The organism is Rhizobium sp. CBN3 (genome assembly GCF_030518245.1).
Lineage (GTDB): Bacteria > Pseudomonadota > Alphaproteobacteria > Rhizobiales > Rhizobiaceae > Rhizobium > Rhizobium aethiopicum_A.
In genome coordinates, this window is sequence record NZ_JAULSE010000056.1 from 1 (window position 1) to 6,284 (window position 6,284).

At 59.5% G+C, this 6,284-nt stretch carries 8 protein-coding genes; 3 read left to right on the forward strand and 5 right to left on the reverse strand.

Annotated elements, in window-relative coordinates:
* Positions 1-809: 809 nt before the first annotated feature.
* Positions 810-1,052, forward strand: coding sequence for a BON domain-containing protein (locus QWJ46_RS30635; RefSeq protein ID WP_302756271.1), 243 nt, complete (start codon positions 810-812; stop codon positions 1,050-1,052).
* 239 nt (positions 1,053-1,291) lie between these two features.
* Here QWJ46_RS30635 and QWJ46_RS30640 read toward each other — a convergent pair whose 3' ends face one another.
* Both QWJ46_RS30640 and QWJ46_RS30645 read right to left on the reverse strand, forming a co-directional pair.
* Positions 1,292-1,918 (reverse strand): outer membrane protein, encoded by a 627-nt coding sequence (locus QWJ46_RS30640; RefSeq protein ID WP_302756272.1) that lies wholly within the window; start codon positions 1,916-1,918, stop codon positions 1,292-1,294.
* Positions 1,919-2,058: 140 nt separating this feature from the next.
* Entirely contained in the window at positions 2,059-2,253 is a 195-nt protein-coding gene (locus tag QWJ46_RS30645; protein ID WP_184459306.1) for a hypothetical protein, read from the reverse strand.
* A gap of 252 nt (positions 2,254-2,505) precedes the next feature.
* Here QWJ46_RS30645 and QWJ46_RS30650 point away from each other — a divergent pair, with 252 nt between their 5' ends.
* Entirely contained in the window at positions 2,506-2,649 is a 144-nt protein-coding gene (locus QWJ46_RS30650; RefSeq protein ID WP_168296739.1) for a hypothetical protein, read from the forward strand.
* A 155-nt stretch (positions 2,650-2,804) separates the two neighbouring features.
* Here QWJ46_RS30650 and QWJ46_RS30655 read toward each other — a convergent pair whose 3' ends face one another.
* Complete coding sequence (locus tag QWJ46_RS30655) at positions 2,805-3,356, reverse strand: hypothetical protein (protein ID WP_302756275.1); 552 nt, start codon at positions 3,354-3,356, stop codon at positions 2,805-2,807.
* Positions 3,357-3,777: 421 nt separating this feature from the next.
* Here QWJ46_RS30655 and QWJ46_RS30660 point away from each other — a divergent pair, with 421 nt between their 5' ends.
* Complete coding sequence (locus tag QWJ46_RS30660) at positions 3,778-4,515, forward strand: SIMPL domain-containing protein (RefSeq protein ID WP_302756277.1); 738 nt, start codon at positions 3,778-3,780, stop codon at positions 4,513-4,515.
* 382 nt (positions 4,516-4,897) lie between these two features.
* On the opposite strand, the gene QWJ46_RS30665 is transcribed toward QWJ46_RS30660, so the two are convergent.
* Both QWJ46_RS30665 and QWJ46_RS30670 read right to left on the reverse strand, forming a co-directional pair.
* Positions 4,898-5,242 (reverse strand): hypothetical protein, encoded by a 345-nt coding sequence (locus QWJ46_RS30665; protein WP_302756278.1) that lies wholly within the window; start codon positions 5,240-5,242, stop codon positions 4,898-4,900.
* Positions 5,243-5,411: 169 nt separating this feature from the next.
* Positions 5,412-5,717: a hypothetical protein gene (locus QWJ46_RS30670; RefSeq protein ID WP_302756280.1), complete on the reverse strand. Its 306-nt coding sequence runs from the start codon at positions 5,715-5,717 to the stop codon at positions 5,412-5,414.
* Between the last annotated feature and the right edge of the window lie 567 nt (positions 5,718-6,284).

Consider the following 6,284-nt stretch of genomic DNA (forward strand, 5'->3'; position numbering starts at 1 on the left):
GTCGGACAAACAACGTCATCATCCTCCCTCAAGCAAGGTCAAACCACCGCTGAGTATCGCTGGCGAGGGCCGGTTATTTCGGAACTCTTCTATAAAAAACGTAGTCGAGAAACTCCCAGTAAGCAACTGATTTTTGTTATTATTTAGCGTTTTGAATCGTATGACAATTACCGCAGTTGCGAAGTAATGAATGATGTACGTTCGTCTGACCCGATCTTGACGGCCGCCGCCGGGACTAAAGTATTGGCTACGGGGCCGCAATAGGGCTCAAGGTATTGTCGAACGCCCTGTACGAACAATAGTACGCATAGCACCAACGCTCGAAGGGCTAATCCCTGGAATACTAGGGGCGATGTTCCGCTGCCACGTAGCCCTTCCGGACAGTAGCGATAGCCCTGACGGATTCAGAAGTACAGGTTTACGGTATAACCAGCGATATATCCGAGAGGGAACATTGCCGCTACAATGTGGCCGGGACGATATTTTGATGTCATGGCGATGACGCTGATTACTAGCCGGCTGCAATTCCGCGAGGACAGCTAGAAGGGCATCCGCCGCGAACGCGCCTGGGCCATCCCCCGATCCTATGGAAAAACAATCATTGCGACGGTTGCCGCGGTAAGCGTCCACCCTGTCGCCAAACGCAAGCGCGACCAAACCGACGAGTACGGCAAAACAAAAAGGATAAAGGACAACATCAGCATACCAGCTCTTCTATGGGCCACACACAGCCCTTCTCGGACCTAAGTCCCTATCGCGAACTAAATTATCTGTCCGCTGTTTCCTTCGTATCACGAAGGAGGACTGCCATGAGCTTTGAGCCCGAAACCCTAGCCTACGATCAGCTTGCGAGCGTGCAGGCCGCGGTGTCCGCGGAACCAGACCTGGAAAGCTCGTCCATCTCTGTAAGCATGGTGGGCAGAAGCGTCCTGCTCGAGGGCTATGTTGTCGGCTACGGTAATCGGGAGAAGGCGACGGCGATCGCCGCTTTGATCGCGGGTCCGGAGAACGTGCACGACAGGATGCAAGACCGCGAAGCCAACGACAGATAGCCAAAGTCAATGTCGACAATTAGCTTGGGCGCCAAGCCGTGGATAGCGGTCGATTCAAGAAGTTCCACCGGCCTACGGCGCGAGGCGTCGAGAGACGATGCTAGGGGAACCGATTTCGCTCCACTCGCTTCTAGAATGCCTTCTTTAAAAGCGGCATCTTGGTCCTGTCATTATTGTCGAACGCAAAAAAGCCCCGCTTTTTTGGCGGGGCTTGCCACTGCTGATCCAACGGCCAGTTCCTAGAACTTCACGCCGATTCCGAATTTTAGTTCGTGCTGGTTGAGATCGACATCGACACCGAGAATGTCTTTCTCGCCGAAGTCATTATACCGATACTCGCCGCGGGCGAAGATGTTGTTGGTGATGGCAAAGTCGACGCCAGCGCCGACGGTGTAGCCGTTGAAGGTCTCCGTTTCCTTATCGAATCCCGGCAGGTCCACGTATCCACGCGTGGCGGTCCAGCCGGCCGCGCCATAAAGCAGCGCCCTGTCAAAGGCGTAGCCGACACGACCACGAACAGCGCCGGCCCAATCGGTGCCGACATCCGCCCCTAGCGCTTCCTCTTCGTTCCAGTTGTATTCGAGGTTGCCCTCGATGCCGACAACGATGTTGTTGTCGAATTGGAAATTGTAACCCGCAAATGCACCGAAAACGCCGCCGTTAAAATCCTGGGAATCGCTGGCGCCGCCGGCGCTGAAGTCACCGTTTAGCCAACTGGCGCCGCCATCGATTCCGAGATACGGGCCTGACCAGGTGAAAACTGGCGCAGCCGTAACAGGTGCGGCCGGGACGTCCTGCACGGCATCCGCTGCAAAGGCGCTCGTTGCGACGATTGCTAGAAAAGTGGTGGCGATCGTGAGCTTCATGTTCGTGACCCCATGTCTTACAACACAACTGGAGGATACAGCCCAACTCAACAAATAGCTGTAACGCCAAAGACACACTCGCATAACTGCACGGTAGAGAACATATCCGCCGAAGCGGTCAAGGCAAGTAGCGCGCCTTCTCAATAGCTGCAGGACCGGCCATCACTGGGCCTGAACCCATCCGCGCAGGCAGGGTTCAGGGGGCGACTCTCCTGATAATAACCGCCGCTGATCGACGAGGTCTGATCGACGCTTCCGGTCGACGTGCAGGCCGAAATGATCGTGGCAAGGCTGATCAGCGTTCCGGTCGCGATAAAGGCGAAAAATCGGTTCATCTGAGCTTCTCCTTCTGAGGACGCGGCTTTTGGCCGAAGCTGGCAATCTACCACGCCACGAGGAGAACCGGCGTTGATTTATAGGATCGGCTGCCCTGCCGGCCACTTGTAACGCTAAAGTGATCGCCTTTCCGCCCGTCTTTTCAAGACTATGCGCTGTCACATAACTGTCATGCAAAATTGCCCGTTGTTAAGGCAGCCTGCGCAAAATATATGCCGCCAGCTAACAAAAAAAAGAATGAGTGAACTGCCATGAGCCTACAGAAACTTTTCAATCGCAATCTCCTGACCCGTTTCGTTGCCGGTCTCGGTGCGGTTCCCCAGCGCATTCGCGAGGCCCGCGAAGAGCGCAAGCCCGCGATTCATCCCTCCTTCATGGATGATTTCGGCGCCTGACGCGTCGCGTCCTTCGATCCGCTCCCGGGCTTCAGCCTCTGGTTTTGCGCAATCTTATCGCAAGACCGTTTCACAGATCTGCGCGACAGCGTCAGCCGTCCAATGCCCCGGCCGCCGGGTGAGGTAAAAGACCTCGCCCGGGCTGCCGCGCATTCTCAGTTGATCGCAGGGGCAGACGGTTCGCCCCAGCTGGAAATGGGTTGACCGGCCTTGGTCGCCACCCTGGCGTCGTAGAGTGCCAGCGACGCCTGGAGCTGGCGCATATCGTTGCAGCGGTTGATGATGCCGCCGATATATTGCACGCAGTCGCTAGCGCTGCCCTGCACCGAGCCCGTGGCCCAATCCTTGACGATCCCGTCGGCGCCGACCAGGAAATAGGAAAGCCGATTGTTCTCGGAAATCGTGGAGCTGCCGACCAGGCCGGCGAAGTTCGTGCCGGTCTCGGTCCTGGCGGCGGGCGCCATATGCCGGTAGATCGTCATGCCGTTCTTCAGCGGCGTCGCGCCGATCGTCGGCCCGAAGGTCGCTTCGGAGCCGGAGAGCCGCGCCATCGACGATTGACCGAGATTGGCGATCTCGGAATAGGGCTTGCCCAGCGCATAGCTGGTGTATGAGCGGTTGGCGGCGTTTTCGGCCTTTTCCGCCACCTGAGAGCAGCCCCCCAAAGTCATGGCGAGGCCGATCGAAAGAATTGTCATGAAGCGCATGCTGCCCCCTTGCCGGACATAGTGTGTCCGGAAGCCCCTGTTTCTTAACCCGCCGTCATTGCTAGCAGCTTTGCGGGATTTGGGAAGGTGGCGGGGTGGCGCCGACGTTTCTCATACGGGCTTTGCGATGGGGAACACACCCTCAGCCTCCCTCATTCCTGTGCTCGTCACAGGAATGAGGGAGGAGAAGGCGGAGCCCCTCGCCTTCAGCCAATCTCCGCCATGAGGGCCCGATGGCGGGAGAGATCCCGGGCCCAGCAGGGGCTGTCTCGCCGCCTCTCCGTACTCGCTGTCGAGCTGGATTCGAATTGCACCCTCACAATTTTCTCCCGATCCGCATTCGCCTCTTCCCTTCCGCCGCAATAGCTTCACAATCAACCGACAGAAAGCTCATCGGGAAACGACAACTAGGGAATGAAACATGGCGCCGATTCTTTCCAAGACACTTGTGATGACTGCCCTTCTGGCCCTGCCGCTCGGCAGTGCCGCGCCTGTATTGGCGCAGGAAGCAAAGCCGCGCGAGGCGGTGATATCGGTGACGGGCGATGGCGAATCGTCTTTGGCGCCGGATATGGCCGTCGTCAATCTCGCCGTCGTCAAGCAGGCGAAGACCGCCCGTGAAGCGCTCGACGAGAACAACAAGGCGATGAACGACGTGCTGAAGGCGCTGAAGGACGGCGGCATCGCCGAGCGCGACCTGCAGACCTCAGGCTTCTCCATCCAGCCGCAGTTTAATTATCCGCAGCCGGTCGATGGCCAGCAGCAGCAGCCGCAGCTGATCGGCTACCAGACGATCAACTCGGTCACTGTGCGCCTGCGCGATCTTTCCAAGCTCGGCCAGGTGATCGACCAATCCGTCACGCTCGGCATCAACCAGGGCGGCGACATCCAGTTCACCAACGACAAGCCGGAAGCGGCGTTCGAAGAGGCGCGCAAGAACGCCGTCGCCGAGGCCGTCAAGAAGGCGAAAACGCTGAGCGAAGCCGCCGGCGTCAAGCTCGGCCGCATCATCGAAATCAACGAGAATGAGCCGCGCCCGCTGCCGCAGCCCGCTTATCGCGCCACGATGATGAAGGAAGCCGACGCTGCCGTTCCCGTCCAGGGCGGCGAGAACAATTACACAGTCAGCGTCACCGTAACCTTCGCCATCGAGCAGTAAATCGCGTCTGGAAGAGGTGTGATAGGCGGCAGATCCTCGACATGAGGTCGATGCCAGCCGGTTCGCGCCGGTGGCTGCTGAAGACCCCTCCCCAACCCCTCCCCACAAGGGGGAGGGGCTTAGATGCCGCACCGCTTGACATAACTTCTATCGTAACAATCGACAGAACGGGAACGCCAGCAGGCTTCGCCTTCTAGTCGCCGCCGGAAACCGCAGCTAAGCCCCTCCCCCTGTGGGGAGGGTTGGGCAGGGGTCTTTGAAACGCCGTCAGACTGAGCCCAAAAGAATCTCATAAAAAAGAAAACCGCCCTTGCCGATCGGGGAGACTGGCAAAGGCGGTTCTGGCGGCCGCATCGGGAGACGAGGCCCGTATTCTGCAAAATCAGCGGCGCAGAGCGGGGCAGCCGCGGACGTTGGCGAAGCTCATTTCATCGGGGCCGCGGCGGGTCCAGCCCTGGACGATGACGCGGCGCGGGGTGATGTCGACGACACGTGGGCGGCGGAAGCCCCAATCGCGGGCGAGATCTTCCGCCAGACGCGGGTCGCAACCGCGTGGACGCCGGCCGAAGCCCGGCGGCGGAGGCGGACGGCGATAATCGCGCGGCGGATCACGATCCTGATCGCCGATAATGATACTGAATTGGGCGGCCGCCGGGGCCACCGTGCCGGCTAGAGTGCCGGCGGCAAGCATGGCGGCAAGACCCGCCTTTGCCAGAAACTGCATCATCGAAAAACCTTTCGTTCTATAGTCGGTGCGGTCGAGCCGCCCTCCCCACTCTCCGCATCTCGCCGGAGCGTCAGTGGAATCACTTATACCAATCAGAGAAGAGACGGCTGAAAGTGTCGCCGTCAAGGCAAAAGCGGCAAACGCATGTCGGCGCTTGCCGCTGCAAGATTCAACGCCGGATCAGCGGGCAACCTCGGACATTGGCGAAGACCATCCTGTCCCAGCCGCGACGGTCGCGCCCGGCGACGACGACGACACGCGGCGACATGCGGGTGATATGGGCTCTGCGCAGGCCGAAATCGCGCGCCTTGCGCACGGCGTGCATCGGCGAGCAGCCGCGGATCGGACGATGATATTGCGCCTCGACGATGAAGTTCGTCTGCGGCCCTGCGGCTACCGCCGTAGAAACGGTGGCCGGAATGGATGAGAGGGCGAGCACTGCGGCAAGGCAAGCCTTGGTAAGGAAATGCGTCATGGAGTGTCTCCGTCGATTGGTCTTTTAAGCTCTCCCGTCAGGGATTGCCTCGACACTAAACGCGGCAAGCTGAACGCTGTTCGAACCGGCCATTCAGTTTGCATTCACAAGAAGATGAGCGGTTTTCGACGGCTCTTCTTTCGATCGGGATTCGCCCGATCCCTCGTCCGAGGGAGACTGCTCATCAACCGCCCCCGTCCTTCGAGGCTCCGGCCGATGGCCTACGCACCTCAGGATGAGGGCTGATCGTGGTGCCATGCGGCTGGTGGGCTGATCGGTGTGCCGTGTGGCCGAGGGGCTGATCGGCGTGCCCGGTCGGTGGTGGGTTGATCGGTGTAGTGATGGCTGGTGGCTGATGTGTGTGCTCGGTGATTGCTACGCGGTTGAGCGGTTCTACGCAGTGTCTGAAGTTGGCAGCCGCAGGAGCTCCGGTGAGGCAGCCGCACCTCTCTCCGCCCTCATCCTTGTACGTTGCCGTTGGTGTATAAACGGGCTGCGCGACGGGGATGCGTGTCATCCTTGGGTTTCGAACTCGTACCTCAGCGAGCATCTCCGTCGCCATGTCTT

Excerpts from the sequence above, each read along its gene's own strand:
- QWJ46_RS30650 (WP_168296739.1), top strand. The coding sequence starts at position 2,506 with ATGAGCCTACAGAAACTTTTCAATCGCAATCTCCTGACCCGTTTCGTT.
- QWJ46_RS30640 (WP_302756272.1), bottom strand. The coding sequence starts at position 1,918 with ATGAAGCTCACGATCGCCACCACTTTTCTAGCAATCGTCGCAACGAGC.
- QWJ46_RS30665 (WP_302756278.1), bottom strand. The coding sequence starts at position 5,242 with ATGATGCAGTTTCTGGCAAAGGCGGGTCTTGCCGCCATGCTTGCCGCC.
- QWJ46_RS30635 (WP_302756271.1), top strand. The coding sequence starts at position 810 with ATGAGCTTTGAGCCCGAAACCCTAGCCTACGATCAGCTTGCGAGCGTG.
- QWJ46_RS30655 (WP_302756275.1), bottom strand. The coding sequence starts at position 3,356 with ATGCGCTTCATGACAATTCTTTCGATCGGCCTCGCCATGACTTTGGGG.
- QWJ46_RS30670 (WP_302756280.1), bottom strand. The coding sequence starts at position 5,717 with ATGACGCATTTCCTTACCAAGGCTTGCCTTGCCGCAGTGCTCGCCCTC.
- QWJ46_RS30660 (WP_302756277.1), top strand. The coding sequence starts at position 3,778 with ATGGCGCCGATTCTTTCCAAGACACTTGTGATGACTGCCCTTCTGGCC.
- QWJ46_RS30645 (WP_184459306.1), bottom strand. The coding sequence starts at position 2,253 with ATGAACCGATTTTTCGCCTTTATCGCGACCGGAACGCTGATCAGCCTT.